This window comes from Haloplanus rubicundus, assembly GCF_003342675.1.
Lineage (GTDB): Archaea > Halobacteriota > Halobacteria > Halobacteriales > Haloferacaceae > Haloplanus > Haloplanus rubicundus.
Genome location: NZ_CP031148.1, coordinates 2,302,664 through 2,322,133, shown reverse-complemented (window position 1 = coordinate 2,322,133; position 19,470 = coordinate 2,302,664). Strand labels below are relative to the sequence as shown.

The 19,470-nt window shown below is 68.5% G+C and carries 27 protein-coding genes; 17 read left to right on the top strand and 10 right to left on the bottom strand.

Going from position 1 to position 19,470, the window contains the following annotated elements; genetic code table 11:
- The first annotated feature begins 35 nt into the window (after positions 1–35).
- The 9 genes from DU484_RS12935 to DU484_RS12895 all read left to right on the top strand — a co-directional run bounded on the left by DU484_RS12935 (position 36) and on the right by DU484_RS12895 (position 5,045).
- On the top strand, positions 36–674 hold the full coding sequence (locus DU484_RS12935) for a 50S ribosomal protein L1 (RefSeq protein ID WP_114606135.1): 639 nt from the start codon (positions 36–38) through the stop codon (positions 672–674).
- Positions 671–1,729: a 50S ribosomal protein L10 gene (locus tag DU484_RS12930; RefSeq protein WP_114606134.1), complete on the top strand. Its 1,059-nt coding sequence runs from the start codon at positions 671–673 to the stop codon at positions 1,727–1,729. The genes DU484_RS12935 and DU484_RS12930 overlap by 4 nt, the downstream gene beginning before the upstream one ends.
- A gap of 9 nt (positions 1,730–1,738) precedes the next feature.
- Positions 1,739–2,080 carry a 50S ribosomal protein P1 gene (gene rpl12p / locus DU484_RS12925; protein WP_114586403.1) on the top strand — a complete coding sequence of 114 codons (342 nt, stop codon included), beginning with the start codon at positions 1,739–1,741 and terminating at the stop codon, positions 2,078–2,080.
- 96 nt (positions 2,081–2,176) lie between these two features.
- Positions 2,177–3,406, top strand: coding sequence for a tripartite tricarboxylate transporter permease (locus tag DU484_RS12920; protein WP_114606133.1), 1,230 nt, complete (start codon positions 2,177–2,179; stop codon positions 3,404–3,406).
- 81 nt (positions 3,407–3,487) lie between these two features.
- On the top strand, positions 3,488–3,835 hold the full coding sequence (locus tag DU484_RS12915) for a hypothetical protein (protein ID WP_222844847.1): 348 nt from the start codon (positions 3,488–3,490) through the stop codon (positions 3,833–3,835).
- A gap of 64 nt (positions 3,836–3,899) precedes the next feature.
- On the top strand, positions 3,900–4,079 hold the full coding sequence (locus DU484_RS12910) for an HVO_2753 family zinc finger protein (protein ID WP_049936424.1): 180 nt from the start codon (positions 3,900–3,902) through the stop codon (positions 4,077–4,079).
- A gap of 2 nt (positions 4,080–4,081) precedes the next feature.
- Entirely contained in the window at positions 4,082–4,348 is a 267-nt protein-coding gene (locus tag DU484_RS12905) for an elongation factor 1-beta (protein ID WP_114586401.1), read from the top strand.
- Positions 4,349–4,391: 43 nt separating this feature from the next.
- Positions 4,392–4,682, top strand: coding sequence for a 50S ribosomal protein L21e (locus DU484_RS12900; protein ID WP_114606132.1), 291 nt, complete (start codon positions 4,392–4,394; stop codon positions 4,680–4,682).
- Between the two features lie 6 nt (positions 4,683–4,688).
- Entirely contained in the window at positions 4,689–5,045 is a 357-nt protein-coding gene (locus DU484_RS12895; protein ID WP_114606131.1) for an RNA polymerase Rpb4 family protein, read from the top strand.
- Positions 5,046–5,062: 17 nt separating this feature from the next.
- On the opposite strand, the gene DU484_RS12890 is transcribed toward DU484_RS12895, so the two are convergent.
- On the bottom strand, positions 5,063–5,644 hold the full coding sequence (locus DU484_RS12890) for a response regulator (RefSeq protein WP_114606130.1): 582 nt from the start codon (positions 5,642–5,644) through the stop codon (positions 5,063–5,065).
- A 258-nt stretch (positions 5,645–5,902) separates the two neighbouring features.
- Between DU484_RS12890 and DU484_RS12885 the strand changes: the two genes are divergently transcribed.
- Entirely contained in the window at positions 5,903–6,514 is a 612-nt protein-coding gene (locus DU484_RS12885; RefSeq protein WP_114586397.1) for an RAD55 family ATPase, read from the top strand.
- A gap of 62 nt (positions 6,515–6,576) precedes the next feature.
- Positions 6,577–6,999 carry a CoA-binding protein gene (locus DU484_RS12880; RefSeq protein ID WP_114586396.1) on the top strand — a complete coding sequence of 141 codons (423 nt, stop codon included), beginning with the start codon at positions 6,577–6,579 and terminating at the stop codon, positions 6,997–6,999.
- Here the strand turns inward: DU484_RS12880 and DU484_RS12875 are convergent.
- The 8 genes from DU484_RS12875 to DU484_RS12845 form a co-directional block, all read right to left on the bottom strand.
- Positions 6,996–7,286, bottom strand: coding sequence for a DUF5798 family protein (locus DU484_RS12875; protein ID WP_114586395.1), 291 nt, complete (start codon positions 7,284–7,286; stop codon positions 6,996–6,998). The two genes, DU484_RS12880 and DU484_RS12875, sit on opposite strands and share 4 nt — an antisense overlap.
- 47 nt (positions 7,287–7,333) lie before the next feature.
- On the bottom strand, positions 7,334–8,380 hold the full coding sequence (locus DU484_RS12870) for an ABC transporter permease (RefSeq protein WP_114606791.1): 1,047 nt from the start codon (positions 8,378–8,380) through the stop codon (positions 7,334–7,336).
- Positions 8,373–10,250 carry an ABC transporter permease family protein gene (locus DU484_RS12865; protein ID WP_114606129.1) on the bottom strand — a complete coding sequence of 626 codons (1,878 nt, stop codon included), beginning with the start codon at positions 10,248–10,250 and terminating at the stop codon, positions 8,373–8,375. Before DU484_RS12865 ends, DU484_RS12870 begins: the two co-directional genes overlap by 8 nt.
- On the bottom strand, positions 10,247–11,137 hold the full coding sequence (locus DU484_RS12860) for an ABC transporter ATP-binding protein (protein WP_114606128.1): 891 nt from the start codon (positions 11,135–11,137) through the stop codon (positions 10,247–10,249). Before DU484_RS12860 ends, DU484_RS12865 begins: the two co-directional genes overlap by 4 nt.
- A 65-nt stretch (positions 11,138–11,202) precedes the next feature.
- Entirely contained in the window at positions 11,203–11,937 is a 735-nt protein-coding gene (locus tag DU484_RS12855) for a competence/damage-inducible protein A (RefSeq protein WP_114606127.1), read from the bottom strand.
- 76 nt (positions 11,938–12,013) lie between these two features.
- On the bottom strand, positions 12,014–12,181 hold the full coding sequence (locus DU484_RS20030; RefSeq protein ID WP_187347703.1) for a hypothetical protein: 168 nt from the start codon (positions 12,179–12,181) through the stop codon (positions 12,014–12,016).
- Positions 12,182–12,214: 33 nt separating this feature from the next.
- Entirely contained in the window at positions 12,215–12,613 is a 399-nt protein-coding gene (locus DU484_RS12850) for a type II toxin-antitoxin system death-on-curing family toxin (RefSeq protein WP_114586390.1), read from the bottom strand.
- Between the two features lie 4 nt (positions 12,614–12,617).
- Positions 12,618–13,478 carry a 3-hydroxyacyl-CoA dehydrogenase family protein gene (locus DU484_RS12845; protein WP_114606126.1) on the bottom strand — a complete coding sequence of 287 codons (861 nt, stop codon included), beginning with the start codon at positions 13,476–13,478 and terminating at the stop codon, positions 12,618–12,620.
- 81 nt (positions 13,479–13,559) lie between these two features.
- Between DU484_RS12845 and DU484_RS12840 the strand changes: the two genes are divergently transcribed.
- The gene (locus tag DU484_RS12840) at positions 13,560–14,021 is read left to right on the top strand and encodes a nucleoside deaminase (protein WP_114606125.1); all 462 of its coding nucleotides are present in this window, start codon (positions 13,560–13,562) and stop codon (positions 14,019–14,021) included.
- Positions 14,022–14,058: 37 nt separating this feature from the next.
- On the opposite strand, the gene DU484_RS12835 is transcribed toward DU484_RS12840, so the two are convergent.
- Positions 14,059–14,877 carry a hypothetical protein gene (locus DU484_RS12835; protein WP_157969350.1) on the bottom strand — a complete coding sequence of 273 codons (819 nt, stop codon included), beginning with the start codon at positions 14,875–14,877 and terminating at the stop codon, positions 14,059–14,061.
- A gap of 121 nt (positions 14,878–14,998) precedes the next feature.
- Here DU484_RS12835 and DU484_RS12830 point away from each other — a divergent pair, with 121 nt between their 5' ends.
- From DU484_RS12830 to DU484_RS12810, 5 genes are all read left to right on the top strand, one after another.
- Positions 14,999–15,811 (top strand): class I fructose-bisphosphate aldolase, encoded by an 813-nt coding sequence (locus tag DU484_RS12830; protein WP_114586387.1) that lies wholly within the window; start codon positions 14,999–15,001, stop codon positions 15,809–15,811.
- Positions 15,811–16,653, top strand: a complete 843-nt coding sequence (locus DU484_RS12825; protein ID WP_114606124.1) for a class 1 fructose-bisphosphatase — start codon at positions 15,811–15,813, stop codon at positions 16,651–16,653. The genes DU484_RS12830 and DU484_RS12825 overlap by 1 nt, the downstream gene beginning before the upstream one ends.
- A 213-nt stretch (positions 16,654–16,866) precedes the next feature.
- Entirely contained in the window at positions 16,867–17,256 is a 390-nt protein-coding gene (locus DU484_RS12820) for a DUF5658 family protein (protein ID WP_114606123.1), read from the top strand.
- A 30-nt stretch (positions 17,257–17,286) separates the two neighbouring features.
- Positions 17,287–18,120, top strand: coding sequence for an HpcH/HpaI aldolase/citrate lyase family protein (locus DU484_RS12815; RefSeq protein ID WP_114586384.1), 834 nt, complete (start codon positions 17,287–17,289; stop codon positions 18,118–18,120).
- 52 nt (positions 18,121–18,172) lie between these two features.
- Positions 18,173–19,429 (top strand): Glu/Leu/Phe/Val family dehydrogenase, encoded by a 1,257-nt coding sequence (locus DU484_RS12810; protein WP_114606122.1) that lies wholly within the window; start codon positions 18,173–18,175, stop codon positions 19,427–19,429.
- Positions 19,430–19,470: the final 41 nt, after the last annotated feature.

The window sequence follows — 19,470 nt, the reverse complement described above, 5'->3', positions numbered from 1 at the left end:
CCGTAGGAGCATTTAGCGTACTACGGAGGTGAAAGATGGCAGATACAATAGAGGAAGCAGTCAATCGCGCACTCGACGAGGCCCCGCCGCGGAACTTCCGCGAGACGGTCGACCTCGCCGTGAATCTGCGCGACCTAGATCTCAACGACCCGTCGAATCGCGTCGACGAGAGCGTCGTCCTGCCGGCCGGTACCGGCCAGGAGACGCAGATCGTCGTCTTTGCAACCGGTGAGACCGCACTCCGTGCCGAGGAGGTGGCGGACGACGTCCTCAGCCCCGACGAACTCGAAGACCTCGGGGACGACGACGACGCCGCCAAGGACCTCGCCGACGAAACCGACTTCTTCGTCGCCGAGGCGTCGATGATGCAGGATATCGGTCGCTATCTCGGGACCGTCCTCGGGCCGCGCGGCAAGATGCCGACGCCGCTCCAGCCCGACGACGACGTCGTCGAGACGGTCAACCGAATGAAGAACACGGTCCAACTCCGGAGCCGCGACCGACGCACGTTCCATACGCGCGTCGGCGCGCAGGACATGGACGCCGAGGAGATCGCGGACAACATCGACGTGATCGTCCGTCGTCTCGAAGCCGCCCTCGAGAAGGGGCCGCTCAACATCGACTCCATCTACGTCAAGACCACCATGGGACCGTCCGTGGAGGTAGAGGCATGAGCGAGAGCGAAGCGGTCCGCAAGACCGAGACGATCCCGCAGTGGAAACAGGCGGAGGTCGACGAACTCGTCGAGTTCATCGAGTCCTACGCCAGCGTCGGCATCGTCGGCGTCGCCGGCATTCCGAGCCGACAGCTCCAGAACATGCGCCGTGACCTCCACGGCAGCGCCGAGGTGCGGATGAGCCGCAACACGCTCACCCGCCGCGCGCTGGAGGACGTCGACGACGGCCTCGAACAGCTCACGGAGTTCGTCTCCGGACAGGTCGCGCTCATCGGGACCAACGACAACCCGTTCGGACTCTACCAGCAGCTCGAGGCGTCGAAGACGCCCGCACCGATCAACGCGGGCGAAATCGCCCCCAACGACATCGTGATCCCCGAGGGCGACACCGGCATCGACCCCGGTCCGTTCGTGGGCGAACTCCAGCAGGTGGGCGCGGAAGCCCGCATCATGGACGGGTCGATCAGGGTCACCGCCGATTCGACGGTGCTCGAAACCGGCGAGGAGGTCAGCGACGAACTCGCGAACGTCCTCGGCGAACTCGGCATCGAGCCGAAGGAAGTCGGCCTCGACCTGCGCTCGGTGTACTCCGAGGGCGTCCTGTTCGAGCCCGACGAACTCGCCATCGACGTCGACGAGTACCGCGCCGACGTCGAGTCGGCCGCGGCGGCCGCGCGCAACCTCTCGGTCAACGCGGCGTACCCGACGGCCCGCACGGCGGGCACCCTGCTGGCCAAGGCGGCTGGCGAGGCCAAATCGGTCGGTCTCTTCGCCGCCATCGAGGACCCCGAACTCGTGCCGGACCTCGTGGCCAAGGCCGACGGTCAGGTCCGCGCGCTCGCGGCCCTGATCGACGACGACGAGGCGCTTCCGGAGGAACTGCGCGGCGTGGAAGCGCCCGCAGCGGCCGAGGAGACGGACGACGAATCGAGCGACGAAGACGAAGACACTCAGACGGACACCGACGAGGATACCGACGCCGACGACGCCGACGACGACGACGAAGACGACGGCGGCGACGGCGCCGAAGGCCTCGGCGCGATGTTCGGCTAATTCAGAACAATGGAATACGTTTACGCAGCACTCATCCTGAACGAGACCGGCGAAGAGATCAACGAAGACAACGTGACCGCGGTCCTCGAAGCCGCCGGCGTCGACGTGGAGCAGTCCCGCGTCAAGGCGCTGGTCGCCGCCCTCGAGGACGTCGACATCGAGGAGGCCATCGACACGGCCGCCGCCGCGCCCGCCGCGGGCGGCGCCGCTGGCGGTGCGGCCGGTGGCGACGACGACGACGACGAGGGCGACGAGGCCGCCGACGAGGCCGAGGAAGAGGAAGCCGCCGACGAAGAAGAGGACGAGGACGAAGAGGCCAGCGGCGAGGGTCTCGGCGAACTCTTCGGCTGATCGGCCCACCGCACTCTGTGCGATCCACTTTTTTGACGACACGATCCGCGTAGCGACGCGTAGGTTCAAAAGCGAGGGGGCGGCCACTCCCGCGGGATGCTCCCCGTGCCGGCCGCCACGCCCACCGTCGGGACGACGGCGCTCGCCTACGCGCTCCTCGGCGTCGCTCTCGGCACCTGTAGCGGGCTGACGCCCGGCCTCCACGCCAACAACTTCGCCCTCCTACTGGCGTCGGTCGTCCCGTCGTTGCCGGGACCGACCGTCGCCCTCGGCGCCGCGATGCTCGCCGCGGGCGTCGTCCACACCTTCCTCGACGTGGTGCCGGCGCTCACGCTCGGCGTGCCCGACCCGGCGACGGCGGCGGTCACGCTGCCGGGGCACCGTCTCGTCCTCGACGGCCGCGGCCGGGAGGCCCTCCGACTGTCGGCGCTCGGCAGCGGCCTCGCCGTCGTCGTCGCCCTCCTCGTCGCGGTTCCCGTCACCCGCGCCGTCGAGGCGTTCTACCCGACGCTCCGTCGTCACCTTCCCGTCCTCTTGGCCGCGGTGGGCGCCTTCCTCGTCGCCACCGAACCGACGTGGCGACGACGGCTCGCCGCCGTCGCGACCATCGGCGTCGCCGCGGGATTGGGGTGGCTCGTCCTCGATCTGGAGCCGACGGGACCGGTCGCGGCGGGCGGCGTCCTCGCGCCGCTGTTTGCCGGCCTGTTCGGCGCGCCGGTGTTGATCGAGGCGCTCTCGGGCGAGGGCGTCCCGCCACAGGCCGACCCGACGGTGACCCTCGATCCGCGGACGGTGCTCGGAACCGCGAGCGCCGGGGCGGGCGCGGGGGCGCTCGTCGGCTACCTCCCCGGCGTCTCCGCCGCCGTCGGGACGGTGCTCGTCCTCCCGGCCGTCCCGGGAAAGTCGGGCGCCCGGGGCTTTCTCGTCGCCTCCAGCGGCGCCAACACGGCCAACACCGTCTTCGCCCTCTTTGCCCTCCTCGCGCTCGGCACGCCCCGAACCGGCGTGATGGTCGCGATGGATCGGGCCGACACCGTCGCGTCGGCGGGCGTCCTCCTCGGAACGGTCTGTCTCGCGGCGGCCGCCGGGTTCGCGCTCGTCGTCTCGGTCGGCGACGCGTACCTCCGGACGGTCGGCCGCCTCGACTACGCGCGTGTGTGTCTCGCCACGGGCGGCTTGCTCGTCGTCCTCGCCTATCTGTTCGCGGGGAGTCTCGGTCTCGCCATCTTCGCGCTCGCGGCCGTCGTCGGCCTCCTCCCGCCCGTCCTCGGCGTGCGCCGCGTCCACCTGATGGCCGTACTCGTTCCCGCCATCGTGCTGGCGTGACGCCTGCCGCGATTCCCGGTCGGCGGGAACCGTAGGAAGTGCCGTATTCTCAGAGAGCTAACTAGTAGACGGTGAACAGCGATGAGTACACAGACACCCTCACCGGCCGACCGGAAGCGCGAGTCCGCCCTATCGGCGATTCCACCCCTCGACCGATCAGAGACCGACGGCGAGCTCCGGGTCACCCACGGGTTCCGCGGGGTCACCCCGGAACAGGCGATCCGGTATCTGGAGGCGCTCGGCGGCGAGCAGGTGGACGACCGAACCATCGAGGGACCCGGCTGGACGGCCACGCTGTCGACGACGGTCGTCCCGGTCGGCCCCTCGTACCGACTCACGGAGGTGCGGGTCGCGTGGGCCGGCGAGCCGGCGGCGGTGGAGGCAGTCGTCCTGCGGTTCAGGCTGAAGGCGTTTCGGGCGCCGGGGTAATGCACCGGCCGCCGACCTGACCCGAAAGACAACGATTAAAACCCGCGGGCGGGTTCGTACGGGTATGAGCCAGACGGAAGGAAAACAGGAGCGCCAGTGTGTCTCCTGTGGGATCAACATCTCCGGGATGAGCGCCGCCGCGTTCAAATGTCCGGACTGCGGCCAACAGATCTACCGCTGTGCGAAGTGCCGCAAGCAGAGCAACCTCTACGAGTGTCCCGACTGCGGGTTCCGGGGGCCGTAACGATGGGGAAGGTCGCCGCCAAGATGAAGGTCATGCCGCAGAGCCCGGACATCGACCTCGACGACCTGCAGGACCGACTCGAGGCGTCGCTCCCCGAGGGCGCGAAGATCAACGGCTTCGAACGCGACGAAGTCGCCTTCGGCCTCGTGGCGCTCCTGCCGACGGTCATCGTCCCCGACGACGCGGGCGGGACGGAAGCCGTCGAGGAGTCGTTCTCCGGCGTCGACGGCGTCGAGAGCGTCGCCGTCGAGAACGTCGGCCGCATCTAACAACGCACCATTTATAACCACCACGGGAGTAATCACGCACATAATGCCGAGTTCGAACGGACCGCTGAAGGGGACGCGCGGCAAGCTCTCGAACGACCCCCGAGAGCGCGGCGCCTCCCCGCCCCAGCGCGCGATTCAGGAGTACGAGACCGGTCAGAAAGTTCACCTCAAGATCGACCCCAGCGTCTCCGAGGGTCGGTTCCATCCCCGCTTCAACGGCCACACCGGCACCGTCGTCGGGACGCAGGGCCGCGCGTTCAAAGTGGAGATCAACGACGGCGGCAAGGACAAGACGCTCATCGCGCGCCCGGCACACCTCACGGCCCAGCAGTAGCGCCCGATGACCATATTCAAAGAGAAGCTCGACGAGGAGTACGTCACCGTCTCCGAGGTCAAGGAACTCCTCGCCGAGGTCGAAGCCGAGCGGGCCGCCGACGTGGACCGCGAGATGCGCTACGAGCTCGCCCGCGCCATCGAGCACGTCAACACGTTCGCCGTCCTCGACGGCGACGAATCTCGCGAACTCGCCGAGGCACTGCTCGAGCTCGAACAGGTCGACGAAGAGGCCGCGTTCAAAATCGCCGACCTGCTCCCGCAGGATCGTGACGAGCTCCGGTCGGTGTTCGCTCACGGCCGCTACTCGCTCGACGGCGACGAACTCGACGAGATTCTGAACGTCGTCGCGAAGTACGCCTGAACGCACCTCGCGCTCGTTTACTCGGTGTTCGTTCCGTCGTCGAGTTCCGACAGCGCTTTCTCGAAGGTCTCCGTGGTCATCGATCCGAAGGTTTCCGACGACTTGGCGTCCAGCTCTGCCGCCCGCGCCTGTAACTGCGCGTATTCGGCGCTCGCGTTCAGTTCGTTCTCGGTCTTTTCGGCTTCGAGCACCGCCAACTTCTCCGCGACGGCGAACCGCTCACGAACCTGCTCGTCGTACTCCGAGAGGGTGAGCAGTTCGTCGACGGTGGCGCGGAGTTCGTCGTCGCTCACCGGCTTGGTGAGATACGTATCGAAGTCCATGTCGGCGATATCGAAGTCGGGATCCACGGCCGTCACCATCGCCACCCGAACGTCCAACCCGCGGTTTCTGATCTCGTCGAGTACGTCTTGGCCGGAGAGTCCCGGCATTCGACGGTCGAGCAGGACGATGTCGGCGTCGTCGACCTTTTCGAGTGCCTCCTCGCCGCTGTACGCCTTCAGTACGGTGTACTCGCCACCGGTGAACGCGAGCGCGTAGACGTCGACGACGTCCCGTTCGTCGTCGACGAGGAGCACGGTCGGCTGCGCTGTTGCCATCGTCACCCCGTCGGTGGCGTGGTGTGTTAAACCGTGCGGCTCCACCCGACGGCGGCACCCCCACGACGGAGTCGTCGTCTCCCCACAGACGACCCGATACGTCGGGTTCACATCATCAGCGCCCCATCCTTCGATTCTACGCAATCAAAAAGAATATTACCGGCTCACTATATGATCATACTACCTCATGATTTCCGGTGAGTCGTGTCGGTCGCAGGGAGGCTCTCCCCTATCCGTTCGTCCCTGCGAGGGTTCGTAATGTATGATCTTGGCCCCCCGCTCGATGTCGAGGTCGAACCGGGGTCGAACCTGCTTCTCTCCGGCCCCGCGCTCACCGGAAAGAAACAGCTCGCCTTCGATATCCTCGCCGCGGGCGTTCGAAACGACGAGGGGGCAATCGTCGTCAGCAACACCGACGGCGCCAAACGGGTGTTCGAGACGCTCGGCGAGCGGTTCGAGTACGTCGACCGCCCCGTCGCCGTCGTCGACTGCGTCACCCGACAGCAGGGCGTCAGCGAGGCCCGCGACGAGGCACAGGTGCGATACACTTCCTCGCCGGTCGACATGACCGGCGTCGGGATCAAGTTCTCCGAACTGCTGGAGGAGTTCTACGAACGACAGGACATCGAGCGCAACCGCGTGTTTCTGGACTCGCTGTCGACGCTCCTGATGTATTCGGATCTCCAGACGGTCTTTCGCTTCCTGCACGTCTTCACTGGGCGGGTCCAGAGCGTCGACGGCCTCGGCCTCTACGCCATCGACTCCACCGCCCACGACGACAAGACGATGAACACCCTCAAACAGCTGTTCGACGGCGTCGTCGAGACCCACGAGGACGGCGAGCCGACCGCGAACCTCCCCGATATCTGAGACGGACCGTCTCGGTGATCCCCGAGCGTGCCATTCATTCCGCCGGACCGAGTACGCCCCCCATGACCGACGCCACCGAAGCCGACATCCGAACTCTGCTCGACGCCGAAACCATCGCGGTCGTCGGCTGTTCGGCCACGCCCGGGAAGGCCGCCCACGACGTGCCCGCGTACCTCCAGCGGCAGGGCTACGAAATCGTCCCGGTCAACCCACACCGCGACGAGGTGCTCGGTCGCGAGGCGGCCGACAGCCTCGCCGACGTGTCGGAACGCGTCGACTTGGTGGACGTGTTCCGCCCGAGCGAGGAAGTGAGCGGCATCGTCGACGCGGTGATCGAGCGGGTCGAACGGCGGGGCGACGTGGAGGGGCTCTGGCTCCAGTTAGGCATCCGCGACGACGACGCGGTCGCGCGTGCCCGAGACGCCGGGCTCACCGTCGTTCAGGATCGGTGCCTCAAGGTCGAACACGGCCGACTGCGCGACTAGGCGTCACCGGTCGTCGACTCGCTATCGCTGGCCTCCGACTCGGCGTCGACGACGTGAACCTCCGCGGTGATGGCGTCGACGTCGATCCCCTCCCGTTCGGCGAGGGCTTCGACGATGGCCCGCTGTTCGGCCAGTTCGTGATCCATCTCGTCGACCCGCGATTTCGTCTCCTCGACGGTTTCCCGCGTCTCGGTGACCTGTTCGCGGAGCTGGTTCAGGCGGGCGTACACGTCCTCGGCCATGTCGGCGATCTGCTGAAGCTTCTTCGCCGTACTTCCAAGTCCCATACCTGTGCCTTCACCGCCGGCCTTGAGTGTGTTTCGGGGCCGGGGAGTCACGCCCCCAGTTCGATCCGCGGCACCGCCCGCCGGAGCAGGACGTAGGCGGCGACGCCGAGGGCGACGTAGCCCGCGACGAGCAGCGGATAGGTCGCGCCGACGCTGTCGACGGCGAGGCGGGCCACGGTGTTGACCGGACTGTACGGGAGCAGCGTCGACCCTCCGAACGCGACCAGCACGCCGACGGCGTAGAGGAACTGCGCCGCGCGCCGATCAGGGGAGAGGAGGGCGATGGTCGCGCCCAGGGTCACCACCAGCAGGGCGAGCGCGGCGACGACGGCGAGGAGCGCGAGCGGGTGGCGGACGGTCGTCCCGTTGAAATCGAGGAGGGCGAGCCAGAGGCCGGCCTGAGCGGGTGCGAGCGCCGCCGACGCCCACACCTTACCGTCCACGATATCGACGGTCGAGACGGGTGCGACCCGGAGGAGTTCGAGCGTCCCCCGATCCACCTCCTCGGTCACCGAGTCGACGACCATCGACCCGCTGATGAAGACGGGGAGAAAGCAGAGGAGGGGCAACAGGACGGTGTAGCTGAACCCGTAGTAGGGCGTCGACCCGGCTCGGGGTGGGAGGTCGAGCGGCGTCGACGACAGGAACGACGCCCTGTCGTCGCGTTCCGTCCGCTCGAACGTCGAGAGGGCGTCCCGCAGTTGAACGACGATCACCGTCGTCCGGACCGACCCGTCGGGCACCGTGGCGGTCACGAACACCCGCCCCGCCCGCCGGTCGGCGAGGAGGACGGCGTCTACCTCCCCGTTCCGGAACGCCGTCCGCGCCGCGGCCTGCGAGTCGTAGGCGGTGCCCGCCATCGACGGCTGTTCGTCGACCACGCGAAGCAGGTCGTCGGCCGCGTCGCCGGTGACGCCGACCGTCGTCTCGTAGCCCTCGACGCTCCCCGGATCGTACAGGGAGACGAGACCGACGACGAGAAACGAGGAGAAGGCGGCGATGAACAGTTGAATCAGGAGGGCGAGGACGATGGTCTTCTCCGACCGCAGCGTCGCCAGTTCCCGCCGCGCGATGGTCAGGCGCGGGTCACCCAAGGACACTCACCACCGCGAGGTTGTAGGCCGCGTGGACGGCGACGGCCGGAACCAGCGCCGCCAGATAGGTCGACCGATTCCGCGTCGCCCCGAGCGCCGCGATGCTCGTCGTCGTCGCGTGGAGGGCGAGTGGGGCGAGCAGGAGGAGCAAGCCGAGCGCCGGCGTCGCCGCGATACCCGCCGAGGAGAACGCCGCCCGCCCGAGCGTCAGGTTCGGGAGGCCGACGAACTGGACGATGGCCGTGAGCTTCTCGCCGACGAAGAAGCCGAGTCCCGAGAGCGCGCCGAGGACGAGCGCAGTCCGCCACCCTCGCTGCCCCGCGAACGGCCCCCGGAACCCGGCGTAGACGTGGACGCTTTTCGCCACCTCCTCCACGGCGGCGACGGCGACGAGGAGCAGCGGCACCGACACCTCCACCGGCAGGACGAACAGGACGGCGATGGCGAGGAGTTCGGCGATGAAGACGAAGGGGATGGAGAGCGAGCTCAGGACGGCCACCGACCGCAGCCCGGTGATCCGGCTGTTGAGCGCGTCGAGGAACTTCAGCGGGACGGGCCGTTGGGTGAACATGTCCTCCTCGCGGTAGACGCCGATACCGAGCAGAAAGCAGACCGCGGAGCCGACGTAGAAGGGCCCGGTCGAGAAGACGTACTCGGCGGCCGTCACGCCCGTCCCCTGCAGGTCGTGGACGACGAGCGTCAGCGGCGAGATGAGCGCGATGGGCGTGACGTTCGTGAAGATGGCGGGGACGAAGGCGTAGGAGGTGAGAAAGACGGAGATGGAGACGGTGACGAAGGTGAGCTCCTTGAACGACCGGGCGAACATACCGCCGACGAAGGTGGCGGCGAGATACAGCGTCGCGATGGGGGCGACGGCGGCGACGCTCACCGGCCCGCCGCCGATGGCGAGGGCGACGACCGCCGTGATCCCGACGAGGGTGGCGAGGTAGGGCAGCGTCTTCCCGGCGACGATGGCCGTCGGTGAGACGGGGGCGACCAGCAGGAGTTCGCCCCGTCGGTTGATCCGTTCGTTCAGGACGGTGCTCCCGTAGGGCTGGATGACGAAGTTCATGGGGATGAAAAAGACGAACGCGAGGACGAGCGCGCCGAAGGGGAAGGGCGGGGAGATGTCGGCCGGCGACCCGGAGGTGCCACCGCCGAGGAGGCCACCAGCGACGCCGCCGAAGCTGGGGACGCCGAGGGGACCGTCGCCGGTCGATCCGCTCGCGGCGGCGCCGAAGCCGTCGTTGCCCCCACCGTCGCTGCCCCCGCTCCCGGTGCCGGCGCCGCCGTCGTCGCTCCCGTCACTCGTCCCGGAGTTGACGCCGCCGTCGCCGTCGCCGTCGCTGGCGCGGCCGCCGCTCCCGCCCCCACCCCCGCTCGCGACGACACCGTCTGGACCCCGCTCGACGTACTGCAGGGTCACGACGACCGGAAACGCGGCCGACTCGTTTGGCTCTTCGCGCATCCGTTGGAGGTTCCGGCTCCGGACGGCGGAGCGGAACGTCGACAGCGCCGCACGCGCCTTCTTCGAGTCGGCGACGTAGACGCGGCCGTCGCTGACGACGACTTCGACCTCCCGACCCAGTCGGCCGATATCGGGTGGTTGCGCCGCCAGCGCGGGGCTCTCCCGAACGACCTCGTGGTAGGGGCTGTCGTCGTCGACGCCGACCCGATACACGTCGCGGTCGAGGGCGACGCCGCCGGTGGCTATGGCCGCCCCGCCGACGGCGCCCGCGAGGAGGAGAGCCACGAAGCCGAGGACCGCCGTCTGCCGGTCGACGACGCCGACGCTCCGTCGTGTCTCCCAGCGCGCGATGCGGGCAACGGCGCGGAGGCCCTCCCGGAGTCGGTCGAGACGGCCGCTCACGCTCCACCCCGTGGGTCGGGGTCGGCGTCCGCCGCCAAGTCGAGGAAGATGTCTTCGAGGCTCGGTTCGCGGGTGCGGATGTCCACCACCTCGCCGCCCGCCGCGGCGGCGCGTTCGCGCACGTCCTCCACCGCCGCCATGTCGTCGACGGTCACGACGTGGCGGTCCCCCTCCTGTGCCGCGCCGTCGACGGCGACGGACGTGAACACGCGGTACTCGGTGGTGCCGTACTCGTCACGGATTTCGGGGACGGTGCCGCGGGCGACGATTTCGCCCCGGTTCATGATGGCGACGCGGTCACAGACGCTCTCGACGTGATAGAGGTTGTGTGCGCTGAAGAGGACGGTCTTGCCCGCGTCGCGGAGTTCGCGGACGAACTCCAGGACGTAGTTGGTCGTCAGCGGATCGAGGCCGCTCGCGGGTTCGTCGTAGATCAGCACGTCGGGGTCGTTCACCAGCGACCGCGCGATGGCGACCTTGCGTTTCATGCCCTTCGATACGTCGCCGAGGCGGCGATCACGGTGGTCGAGTTCGAGGCGGTCGAGCGTCCGCTCGATGCGTTCGCTCGCCTCGCCCTCCGGCACGTCGTAGAGGTCGGCGAAGAAGTCGAGATACGACCGGGCGGTCATGTCCTCGTAGAGCGGTGACTCCTCGGGGAGGAAGCCGAGCGAGTGCCGCATCTCCGGATTGCCGGCGTCGACGCCGGCGACGGTGGCCGTCCCCACGCTCGGGTCGACGAGGCCGGCGATCATCTTCAGCGTCGTCGTCTTGCCCGCGCCGTTCGGGCCGACGATCCCGAAGATTTCGCCGCGGTCCACGTCGAACGTGCTGCCGACGACGGCGGGGAAGTCGCCGTAGGTCTTGCGGAGGCCTTCGACCTCGATCATCTGGTCGGAGCGACGGATGGGGAGGGGTTAAACGCACGGCCCGCAGAATCACTCGTGATAGGGAGTTAGGGCCCCTCGACGACGTCGATCCGGTCGCGGAGCCACGCGGCCGCCGCGGCGACGGCGTCGGGGTCGGTGCCGGTCAGCTTGATTCGGTTGCGCGTCTCCGTACTGGGGTAGCTGCCGACGGTCACGTCGAACCGGTCGCGGACGCCGGCGACCGCCTCGACCATCGACCCCTCGGGCTGAGGGGTGTAGAGCGTCGTCGAGACGGCGTCGCCGCCGAACTCGCCGGCCACGAGGTCGAACAGCGCCCGCACCTCCGCGGGGACGCCGGGGAAGGCGTAGACGGTGTCGAGGACGCAGCCGGGACAGAGGCCTTCGGGGTTCACGAGCGGTCGGCTCCCCTCGGGCAACGCCGCCCACGCGTCCACGTCGATGTCGAGGTCGTGGGCCTCCACGAGGTCCGGATTCCGGTCGCGGTAGGCGGCGACCGTCTCGATCACGTCCTCGCGGACCGCGGGGTGGACGACCAGCTCACGGGAGAAGGCGTCCGCGATGGCGTCCGCGGTCACGTCGTCGTGGGTGCCGCCGAGGCCGCCGGTGACGATTACGGCGTCGAAGGTTTCGCGCCACGTCTCGACCGTCTCGCGGATGGCCGCGCGGTCGTCGGGGAGGGTGAGGATGCGGGCGACCGTCGCGCCCGCGTCGGTGAGTCGTGACGCCAGCCACGTCGCGTTCGCGTTCGCCGTATCGCCCGACAGTACCTCGTCGCCGACGGTGAGGATGGCGACTTCCATCGACGGGTACGAGGTGGTGCGTGTAGAAAAGGGGCCGGTATCGAGCGGTACGCGCACCGCGGCCGCCCCGGATCGGTCACTCGTCTTCGAGTGCGTCGTAGATGTCGGCGTGGCGGCGTCCGTCGAGTGCCCCCATCTCCAGTGCTATTTCGCGGCGTTCCTCGTCGCTCTCGGCGGACTGATACCGCTCGTACAGGCGGCGAACCTCTTTGTCGACCGACGAGGCATCGGTACTGGACGCCATTCTTGTTTTGCGCTTACTCGTCGCGTCCGTTTATCAGTTCCGCCGAGTGCAACTCCGAAAGTAGACGACTGCCGTCTCGATGTCCACCTCGGCTTCGTCGGTCGCGAAGCGGCGAAGTAACGTACGGATCTCGTCGCCGTAGTCAAACGTGTATCCGTTCAGCATGTAGAAGACGACTACCGTCCGGAGTGCCGTTCGCTTGTTTCCGTCGACGAACGGATGATCGGCGACGAGCAGTCGCATCAGATGCACCGCTTTTTCGTGGGTCGATTCGGGGACTTCACCGAAGAACCCCTCTGAAACGTACTGCAACGCTGATTCGACTGCAGCTTCCGACCGGACGCCCGGTTCCGTAGCGTCACCTTCCGCGACGACCTGTTCGTGGAGGTCGAGGACGAGTCGGACGGACGGGTAGGTGACGGCGTCGGTCAATCCGTTACTCGTACTCGTAGAAGCCCTTCCCCGTCTTCCGACCCAGATCGCCTGCGTCGACCTTCCGCTTGAGTAGGTACGGCGGCTTGTAGCGGTCGCCGAGTTCCTCCGCGAGCGTCTGGCTGGCGTCGAGACAGACGTCGAGACCGATGTGGTCGGCGAGTTCGAGCGGCCCCATCGGGACGTTCGTGCCGAGTTTGAGCCCCGAGTCCATGTCGGCCTTGTCGGCGACGCCCTCGTCGTAGGCGCGAATGCCCTCGTTGATCCACGGCATCAGCACTCGGTTGACGACGAAGCCGGGTTTGTCGTCGGACTCCCACGTCGTCTTGCCGAAGTCCTCGGCGAGGGCGTGCGAGCACTCGACGGCCGCGTCGGTCGTCTTCTCGCCCACGACGAGTTCGAGTCCCTCCATGATCGGCGCGGGGTTCATGAAGTGCAGGCCGACGACGAGTTCCGGCCGGTCGGTGGCCGACGCGATGGTCGTGATCGAGAGCGTGGAGGTGTTGGTCGCGAGGATCACGTCGTCGTCGACGGCCGCGTCGAGGTCCGCGAAGATGTCCTGTTTGATCTCCATGTTCTCGACCGCGGCCTCGATGACGTAGTCGCAGTCGGCGAGGTCCGCGAGATCGGTCGTGCCGGTGATTCGGGAGACGGCGGCGTCGGCCTCCTCGCGGGAGAGCTGTTCTTTCTCGACGAACCGCGAGAGGCTGTCGTCGATGCGGTCGAAGCCGTCGGCGACGAGGGAGTCCTCGATGTCGCGCATCACCACGTCGTAGCCGGCGGTGGCGGCCACCTGTGCGATTCCGCTGCCCATCGTGCCGGCGCCGACGACCCCGACGGTGTCGATCTGATCGAATCCTCGCATGGTCGTCCCTGTGCGGCCGTGGGTTGTAAGGGTAGCGACCGCACCGAACGAGTGATACTCCGGCGGACGTTTAATTCGGCCATGGTCACCGACTTCGACGGCTTCGATCACGCGTCGCACATGCGGGCGGCCCTCGATCTGGCCCGCGAGGCCGCCGCCCGTGGCGACGAGCCGTTCGGCTCCGTCCTCGTCCGCGACGACGCCGTCGTCATGCGCGAGTCGAACCGGATCAACACCGAAGACGACATCCGCCGCCACCCGGAGCTCCACCTCGCGTACCGCGCGTGCCGGGAGTACGACCCGACCGAGCGTGCCGAGATGGTCATGTACACCAGCACCGAACCCTGTCCGATGTGTGCCGGCGGGATGCGGACGGCCGGCTTCGGACGGGTCGTCTACAGCGTGAGCGGCGCGGAGGTAACTGAGTTCACGGGCGGCGAGCCGAACGTTCGCTCCGCGGAGATTCTGGACGGCGTGACGGCGGTGATCGGCCCCGTCCTGAACGATGCGGGGCGAGCGGTCCACCACGAATTCGACTGGTGACGGAGGCGAGGGCTCGACCGTCCCGAGCCGTCGCCGTTCACGCCTCGTCCATCCACCCCGGCCGCTCGACCGCCGTCTCGCCGACTGCCGCGTGGCCGTAGTGGTACGTGACCGTCCCACCGGTGTAGGTCACGGTCGTCTCGACGTCGAAGACGCGGCCGTCGCGGCCGACGACGACCCGTCCGGACGCGCCGGTGGCTGTCCCGTACGTGTTCGAGACGGTGCTGTCGGGGACGCCGGTCACGTTGTAGACGAGCGCCGTCGTCCCCGACCGCTCGACGCTACCGGTTCGCTCCAGCGTGTAGAGCAGGAGATGCGAGTAGAGGACCGACCGATCTATCGACCGGGCGGCCCGCGAGAACGTCGTTCCCGACCGGTCGGCGACCGTTTCGTTCTCGACGCTCCACTGGGTGAGGGTGCCGTCGGCGAAGAAGGCCTCGCGATGGGTGTCCGAGCCGTCGAGGTCGGCGTACAGCCGCTCGGACGCCGTGTCGACCCGCATGGCGAGCGTGGTGTTCGCCCCGCGGTCGTTCGTCGACTCGCGTATCCGCGACCGGTAGGTCACCGTCACCGACGGGCCGGCGAGGGTCGCTCGATAGTGGGCGGCGAGCGCCGCGTCGGGGTCGTCGATCCCCGCCGCCGACCAGCCGTCGGGATACCGCGCGCGGTCGGCGTCGGTCGGCGTCCCCGTTGCGGTCGGTGCCGCCGTTTCGGTCGGCGTCGGCGTCCCCGTTGCGGTCGATGCCGCCGTTTCGGTCGGCGTCTGCGTCCCGGAACCGCCCGGCCCGAGCGCGGCACACCCCGCGACGAGGAGGAGGAGGGCGACGGCCGCGATACGTAGTTCCGTCCGAGCCATGGTCGTGCGTCCGTCTTCGGTCGTCATCAGCCTCCCGTTTTTCGTAGCGGCGAGTCGGTGCGACGACTCACCACCGCCGACCACACGCTTTATGTGGTATTTCGCCGGTAGGTCTACACACATGATTCCCGGTGCTGACGACGCGATCACCCGTGACGGCAAGGCGCTGATACTCGCGTACGACCACGGGCTCGAACACGGCCCGGTCGACTTCGAGCCGGTGCCGGCGACGACCGACCCGTCGACGGTGTTCGACGTGGGAACCCACGACGCGGTGACCGCCGTGGCGGTCCAGAAGGGCGTCGCCGAGGCGTACTACCCCTCCTACGAGGACGACGTGACCCTGCTGGCGAAGCTCAACGGCACGAGCAACCTCTGGATGGGCGAACCCGACTCCGCGGTCAACTGGTCGGTCGACTACGCGGCCGAAGTCGGCGCGGACGCCATCGGCTTCACGTTCTACGGCGGCTCCAACCACGAAGTCGAGATGGCCGAGGAGTTCCGGCGGGCACAGGAGAAAGCCCGCGAACACGATATGGGCGTCGTGATGTGGTCCTACCCACGTGGGCAGGGACTCAAAGACGACACCAGCCCGGACACCATCGCCTACGCCTCCCGTCTCGGCCTCGAACTCGGCGCCGACATCGCGAAGGTGAAGTATCCCGGCTCCCCGGACGCGATGAACTGGGCCGTCCAGAGCGCGGGCGACATGAAGGTGGTCATGAGCGGCGGGTCGAAGACCAGCGACGAGGCGTTCCTCTCGACGGTGCGCGAGGCGATGGACGCCGGCGCCTCGGGGCTGGCGGTCGGGCGCAACGTCTTCCAGCGCGAGAACCCCGAAGCCATCCTCGACGGCCTCGAAGCCGTCATCTTCGACGACGCGTCGGTCGACGAGGCACTGGCTGCGAGCGCGGGCCTCGAAGCGAGCGACTGATGACGGACACCGTCGCGGCGATTCGCGAGGCCGTCGCCGCCGCCGCCCCCGAGATTCGGTCGGGGCTTCCCGGCCGTCGGGAGACGGCGGGCACCGAGAACCCCTCCGGCGAGCGACGACTGGCGGCCGACGAGTACGCCGACGAGTTGCTCGAGGAGCGCCTCGGACGCATCGACGGCGTCGGTGCCTACGCCAGCGAGGAACGCGAGGGCGTCGTCGACACGGGCGAGGGCTGCGCCGTCGCCGTCGACCCCCTCGACGGCTCGTCGAACCTGCAGCCGAACAACGTCATGGGGACCATCGTCGGCGTCTACGACGCCGAACTCCCCGCGAGCGGGCACGACCTGGTCGCCGCGGGCTACGTCCTCTACGGCCCCATCACCACGATGGCGTTCGCCCGCGAGGGAACCGTCACGGAGTACCTGATCGACGACGGCGAGTCGACGGTCCTGAACGCGGACGTGACCCTCCCAGCGGACCCGACGGTGTACGGCTTCGGCGGGCGCGTCCCGGACTGGCCCGCCGACGTCGCCGGCTACGTCGAGGAGATCGAGTCGGAACTCAAACTCCGCTACGGCGGCGCGATGATCGGCGACGTGAACCAAGTGCTCACCTACGGCGGCGTGTTCGCCTACCCCGCCCTGCAGTCGGCGCCCGAGGGCAAACTCCGCCTCCAGTTCGAGTGTAACCCCGTCGGCTACGTGATCGAGTGCGCCGGCGGCCGGAGTTCGGACGGCACGGGATCGGTGCTCGACGTCGATCCCACTAGCCTCCACCAGCGGACGCCGGTGTATCTCGGCAACGAGGCGCTGATCGACCGGCTGGAAGCCGCGCTCGACTGAGACGCATTATTGTCACTGTTCACCGGTGGGTCGCTAGGACAGTCCGGCGACCCACCGGTACCGACTCACAATAACCCGTACGAGACGGAGCGGCGGGGCGGTGAGTCGTCACGGCGCTCGCCGAGTTCAACGACCCATATCGGCCCGATAAACGACTCGTTTACCCGCCGTACGCGCCGTATACTCACGGGGATAGCCGCCAACCGTTCGTCCATGTCGACCGATACGGCTAGGCCCCAATCGACGGAGACGACGTGGCCCACCCTCGGCGGGACTCGCCTCGACGCCCTCGCGACGGGGACGACGACCCACGCCTCGGTGCTCTGGATCGTCGCAATGACGGCCCTCGTCGCCGACGGCGCCCTCACCGTCTACGGCATCCGTCTCGGCCTGACCGAGGTCAACCCCGTCGCGGCCGGCCTCATCGCCGACGTGGGGATCGTCCCCGCCCTCGCCATCCTGAAGGGTGGCGCCGTCGCCGTCGCCGTCATTGGGTGGGTCGTGATGCCCGCGGACTACCGCGGCCTCGTCCCCGCCGGCCTCGCGCTCCCCTGGGCCGTTGCCTCCGTCGTGAACGTCGTCGCCGTCGGCCTCGCCCTGTAGTTTCTTGTCTCGGGCACCCCTCCGCCCACCATGGTCCGCCGAACCGTCCTGTTCTCGCCGGGCGACCGCCCCGAGATGTGTCGCAAGGCACCGACGACCGGCGCGGATACGGTCGTCTTCGACCTCGAAGACGCCGTGGCACCCGCTCGAAAAGCCGACGCACGGGCAGCCGTCGCCGACCTGCTCTCGGATCCCGACTTCGACCCCGCCGCCGAGGTCGAAGTGGCGGTCCGGATCGCCGACGCCGCGACCGACCTCGATGCACTCGCCGGTGCCGAGCGTCTCGACGCGGTGATGGTGCCGAAAGCCGACGCGGAGGCCGTTCCACGCGCCGCCGACGCCCTCGACGCCCGCGACCTGTCCGTCCCGATCCTCGCCCTGATCGAGACGGCGACCGGCGTCCTCGATGCCCGCGAGGTGGCGGCACACACGGCCGTCGACGCCTGCTGTTTCGGTGCGGAGGACCTCGCGGCCGACCTCGGCGCCACCCGAACTGCCGGGGGGACGGAAGTGCTCTACGCCCGAGAACGCGTCGTACTGACGGCGCGGGCGGCGGGCATCGACGCCGTGGACACCGTGTTTACGGATCTCGACGACCACGAGGGCCTCCGGGAGGAGACCCGGTTCGCGGCGACGCTCGGCTACGACGGGAAGATGGCTGTCCACCCCGATCAGATCGGGGTCGTCCACGACGCCCTCGCGCCCGACCCCGAGGCGGTGGTGTGGGCGAAACGGGTGCTCGCGGCGCGGGACGAGGCCGACCGAGAGGAACGGGGCGTCTTCGAGGTGGACGGCGAGATGATCGACGCGCCGCTGATCGCGCGGGCGGAACGCATCCTGGCGCGAGTCCCGGACGACGGCTGAGGGCGACCGGTGTCGAAAAGTCTGTATCCCTCTGGGGCGAACCCGTTTTGAAATGGCGGACATCAACCCGTTCGAGAGCCTCCAGGAACAGATCGACGACGCGGCCGCCTACGCCGACGTGGACGGCGACGTGATCGAGCGGCTCAAACACCCCGAGCGCGTGTTGTCGACGACGCTCTCGGTCGACATGGACGACGGCTCGGTCGAGCAGTTTCGGGCCTACCGCTCACAGTTCAACGGCGACCGCGGGCCGTACAAGGGTGGCATCCGCTATCACCCGAACGTCACCCGCGACGAAGTGAAGGCGCTCTCCGGGTGGATGGTGTACAAGTGTGCGGTGGTCGATATCCCCTACGGCGGCGCGAAAGGTGGCATCGCGTTCGACCCCCGGAACTACTCCGAGAGCGAACTCGAACGGATCACGCGCTCGTTCGCCGTCGAACTCCGACCGCTCGTCGGCGAGGATCGCGACATCCCCGCGCCCGACGTGAACACGGGTCAGCGGGAGATGAACTGGATCAAGGACACCTACGAGACGCTCGAACGGACGACCGAACCCGGCGTCGTCACGGGGAAGGCACCGACCTCGGGCGGGAGCGCCGGCCGCGTCGAGGCGACCGGCCGCTCCGTGATGCTCACCGCCCGCGAGGCGTTCGACTACCTCGGTCGCGGCATCGAGGGCGCGACGGTCGCCGTCCAGGGCTTCGGCAACGCCGGGTCGGTCGCGGCGCGGCTGTTGGCCGAGCAGGGTGCGACGGTCGTCGTGGTCAGCGACTCGGGCGGCGCCGTCTACGCCGCCGACGGCCTCGACGTGACGGCCGTGAAAGACCACAAACGCGAGACGGGGTCGGTCACCGGCTACGAGGGCGCCGACGAGGAATGGAGCAACGAGGAACTCCTGACGGCCGACGTGGATCTGCTGGTGCCCGCGGCGCTGGAGAACGCGGTCACCGCGGACATCGCGCGCGACGTGCGGGCCGACGTGATCGTCGAGGCGGCCAACGGCCCGCTGACGCCCAACGCCGACGACGTGCTCACCGACCGCGACGTCTACGTCTTCCCGGACATCCTCGCCAACGCTGGCGGGGTCACCGTCTCGTACTTCGAGTGGGTGCAGAACCGCCAGCGCTTCTCGTGGACCGAGGAGCGCGTCAACGACGAACTCGAACGGATCGTCACCGAGGCGTTCGACCGCCTCGTCGAGACGTTCGAGGCGTACGACGTGCCGAACTTCCGGACGGCGGCCTACGTCGTCGCCATCGAACGGGTGGCGAGGGCGTTCGACGACGCGGGCGGGAACTGGCCCTAATCGGTCCCGAGGGATTCAAGACGCCACGGGTGGCTCACACA

Coding starts and splice junctions, on each gene's coding strand:
- DU484_RS12935 (WP_114606135.1), top strand. CDS start 36: ATGGCAGATACAATAGAGGAAGCAGTCAATCGCGCACTCGACGAGGCC.
- DU484_RS12930 (WP_114606134.1), top strand. CDS start 671: ATGAGCGAGAGCGAAGCGGTCCGCAAGACCGAGACGATCCCGCAGTGG.
- rpl12p (WP_114586403.1), top strand. CDS start 1,739: ATGGAATACGTTTACGCAGCACTCATCCTGAACGAGACCGGCGAAGAG.
- DU484_RS12920 (WP_114606133.1), top strand. CDS start 2,177: ATGCTCCCCGTGCCGGCCGCCACGCCCACCGTCGGGACGACGGCGCTC.
- DU484_RS12915 (WP_222844847.1), top strand. CDS start 3,488: ATGAGTACACAGACACCCTCACCGGCCGACCGGAAGCGCGAGTCCGCC.
- DU484_RS12910 (WP_049936424.1), top strand. CDS start 3,900: ATGAGCCAGACGGAAGGAAAACAGGAGCGCCAGTGTGTCTCCTGTGGG.
- DU484_RS12905 (WP_114586401.1), top strand. CDS start 4,082: ATGGGGAAGGTCGCCGCCAAGATGAAGGTCATGCCGCAGAGCCCGGAC.
- DU484_RS12900 (WP_114606132.1), top strand. CDS start 4,392: ATGCCGAGTTCGAACGGACCGCTGAAGGGGACGCGCGGCAAGCTCTCG.
- DU484_RS12895 (WP_114606131.1), top strand. CDS start 4,689: ATGACCATATTCAAAGAGAAGCTCGACGAGGAGTACGTCACCGTCTCC.
- DU484_RS12890 (WP_114606130.1), bottom strand. CDS start 5,644: ATGGCAACAGCGCAGCCGACCGTGCTCCTCGTCGACGACGAACGGGAC.
- DU484_RS12885 (WP_114586397.1), top strand. CDS start 5,903: ATGTATGATCTTGGCCCCCCGCTCGATGTCGAGGTCGAACCGGGGTCG.
- DU484_RS12880 (WP_114586396.1), top strand. CDS start 6,577: ATGACCGACGCCACCGAAGCCGACATCCGAACTCTGCTCGACGCCGAA.
- DU484_RS12875 (WP_114586395.1), bottom strand. CDS start 7,286: ATGGGACTTGGAAGTACGGCGAAGAAGCTTCAGCAGATCGCCGACATG.
- DU484_RS12860 (WP_114606128.1), bottom strand. CDS start 11,137: ATGATCGAGGTCGAAGGCCTCCGCAAGACCTACGGCGACTTCCCCGCC.
- DU484_RS12855 (WP_114606127.1), bottom strand. CDS start 11,937: ATGGAAGTCGCCATCCTCACCGTCGGCGACGAGGTACTGTCGGGCGAT.
- DU484_RS20030 (WP_187347703.1), bottom strand. CDS start 12,181: ATGGCGTCCAGTACCGATGCCTCGTCGGTCGACAAAGAGGTTCGCCGC.
- DU484_RS12845 (WP_114606126.1), bottom strand. CDS start 13,478: ATGCGAGGATTCGATCAGATCGACACCGTCGGGGTCGTCGGCGCCGGC.
- DU484_RS12840 (WP_114606125.1), top strand. CDS start 13,560: ATGGTCACCGACTTCGACGGCTTCGATCACGCGTCGCACATGCGGGCG.
- DU484_RS12835 (WP_157969350.1), bottom strand. CDS start 14,877: ATGGCTCGGACGGAACTACGTATCGCGGCCGTCGCCCTCCTCCTCCTC.
- DU484_RS12830 (WP_114586387.1), top strand. CDS start 14,999: ATGATTCCCGGTGCTGACGACGCGATCACCCGTGACGGCAAGGCGCTG.
- DU484_RS12825 (WP_114606124.1), top strand. CDS start 15,811: ATGACGGACACCGTCGCGGCGATTCGCGAGGCCGTCGCCGCCGCCGCC.
- DU484_RS12820 (WP_114606123.1), top strand. CDS start 16,867: ATGTCGACCGATACGGCTAGGCCCCAATCGACGGAGACGACGTGGCCC.
- DU484_RS12815 (WP_114586384.1), top strand. CDS start 17,287: ATGGTCCGCCGAACCGTCCTGTTCTCGCCGGGCGACCGCCCCGAGATG.
- DU484_RS12810 (WP_114606122.1), top strand. CDS start 18,173: ATGGCGGACATCAACCCGTTCGAGAGCCTCCAGGAACAGATCGACGAC.